Source organism: uncultured Cyclobacterium sp., from assembly GCF_963976465.1.
GTDB lineage: Bacteria > Bacteroidota > Bacteroidia > Cytophagales > Cyclobacteriaceae > Cyclobacterium.
Genome location: NZ_CAXBOC010000641.1, coordinates 1 through 2,567, shown reverse-complemented (window position 1 = coordinate 2,567; position 2,567 = coordinate 1). Strand labels below are relative to the sequence as shown.

Sequence of the window (2,567 nt, the reverse complement as noted above, 5' to 3'; positions counted from 1 at the left end):
GGTGATTTCCTTCAATTGCCATTGATGTATTTGTAAAAAAAAGTAAATTGAAGGTTATTGACCTAAAATAATTTAAAAGTCTAAATAATATTCGGAATGTTAATGCTCAATTGGCGGGGTTATTTCTTGTTGTTACCTGTATTTTTTGCAATGCTTGTCTTTTTCTGTTTACCGTCCTGTAAACAAGAAAGTATGCAAGCTTTACCTGCCCAAGTAGATTTTAATTTTCATATTAAACCGATCCTTGTGCAGAAATGCTACCTCTGCCATGGACCTGACCCCAGTAGTCGAGAGGCAGGTCTACGTTTAGATCTTAAGGAGGGGGCGACCATGCTTTTGGAAAGTGGCAAAACAGCCATCGTTCCTTCTGCGGTTCACAAAAGTGCCTTGATGGATCGGATTACAAGCAATGATCCGGAAGTGGTCATGCCACCGCCCTCTTTAAAACAAGAATTATCAGATTATGAGGTGGCCCTTATAAAAAAATGGATAGAAGAAGGAGCTGAATATGAACCTCACTGGGCTTTTATGCCTGCGGAAACCAAAAAGAAAGTGGTTAAGGGTGACTTTTCAGCGCAAATTGATGCTTTGATCCAAGAAAAAATTGCCGAAAAGGGCTTGGAGTTAAGTGAGAAAGCAGATAAATACCAGGTGATACGAAGGTTGTCATTTGTCCTAACAGGCCTTCCTCCGGATGCGGAAAGGGTGAAGCAATTTGTAGCCGATGAGCGCCCGGATGCTTATATTGAATTAGTTGATGAATACCTTAACCATCCTGCTTTTGGAGAAAAATGGGCCAGCCATTGGATGGATGTGGTGAGGTATGCAGAGACCAAAGGTCATGAGTTTGATTATCAAATTCAGGGAGCTTGGAGATTTAGAGATTATTTGATCCGAGCTTTTAATCAAGATATCCCCTATGATCAATTGTTAAAAGAGCAACTTATGGGAGATATGCTATCTAAGCCCCGAGAAAACCCCTTATCAGGGGAGAATGAATCTGCCATAGGTACCCTGTTTCTTACAATGAGTGAGGGAACCCATAGTCCGGTAGATATCAAAAAGGATGAGGCAGACAGGATAGATAATATGATAGATGTGGTGGGGAAAAGCTTTCAAGGTTTAACAGTGGCTTGTGCCAAATGTCATGACCATAAATTTGACCCCATTCCTACTGCGGATTATTATGGTCTTTATGGAATGTTAGGAAGTACCAGGTTTAGTCCTATGCCGGTCGGAAATGATAAAATAAAATTCAATACCGTTTCTAAGTCCGCTGAACTAAAGAGAAAAATTAAAACTTTAGTGGCTAATGAATGGACCGGGCCTATAGAGGAAGATAGCTTACCTGTCCGGCTTGTGAGTAATAATTTAATACAAGAATCTAACAAAAAAATAAATATAATCGCTGATTTTAGAGGACTTGATTTACAAGGGTGGAAAGCAGATGGTATGGCTTTCGGAGCAAGTACTGCTTTAGGGGAGCCAATATTTTCTTCATCTACAAAGACTTTAAAAGCTTTATCGCCGGGATTTGCCTCCAGTCAATTATTTGGTAGAGGGATTTGGGGAGCTTTGAGATCCCCGGATTTTACAGTTGACAAGAATTTTATTGGTGTTAGGGCAAGAGGTAAAGGAGCCAGTATACGCATTGTCATGGAAAATTTTCAATTGATACGGTATCCTATTTATGGTGGATTGGAACAAAACGTGAATGATGAAGCTTGGAAAAATTATACTTTTGACCTAAGTGCCTGGAAGGGACGGAAGGTGTATATTGAAATTTTGCCCGGATCCTTTGCCAGACATCAATATATCCAGGAAGAGGATGCTTATATAGAAGCTGAATATGTGATATCTTTTGACGAGGCTTGGGAAACTCCTGACCTAAAAGATTCTGAAACCAATCCATCTATTTCCAAGGCGGTAAAGCACTGGGTGACTGGGAAAAGTTCAGCTAAAGAAATTGCCTTTCTCAACCAAGAATTAACAGAAGGGAAGTTGAAAAAGGATTTTCCATCTGCTCTTGCCTTAAAAATGAAGTGTGATTCCCTCGGAAGATTGGTGAAAGACAGTGTTTTTATTCAAGGCGTGACAGAGGGTTTTGGTGAAGAAAGCTCCATTTTTATCCGTGGCAATCATTCGGATCTCAGTAAAGAAAAAGTCCCTAGAATTTTTCTTTCGGGCATATTTGAAGAGCAGAAGCCTTACCGAGGGGATGGCAGTGGGAGACAGCAGATGGTTGAAATGATGCTGGCAGCAGACAATCCGCTTACATCTAGGGTGATGGTGAATAGAATTTGGCACCATGTTTTTGGAAAAGGTCTGGTAGAAACAGTGGATAATTTTGGTCTTCAAGGAAAGTTACCTACTCATCCTGAATTATTGGATTATTTGGCTTTAGCCTTTGTAAAAAATTCATGGTCCATCAAGACGATGATAAAGAATATGGTGCTTACAGAAGCCTTTCAAAGGAGTACTTCCGGAGGAAGCATGTCTTCTGATCCGGACAATTTATTCCTAAGCCGTTATTCTGTCAGAAGACTTGAGGCAGAGGGAATAAGGGA

At 40.4% G+C, this 2,567-nt stretch carries 1 protein-coding gene; it reads left to right on the top strand.

The features are described 5' to 3' along the window. Nucleotides 1–192 precede the first annotated feature (192 nt). A partial coding sequence (locus AAC037_RS23340; RefSeq protein ID WP_339906018.1) for a PSD1 and planctomycete cytochrome C domain-containing protein occupies nucleotides 193–2,567 on the top strand: 2,375 nt, incomplete at its 3' end.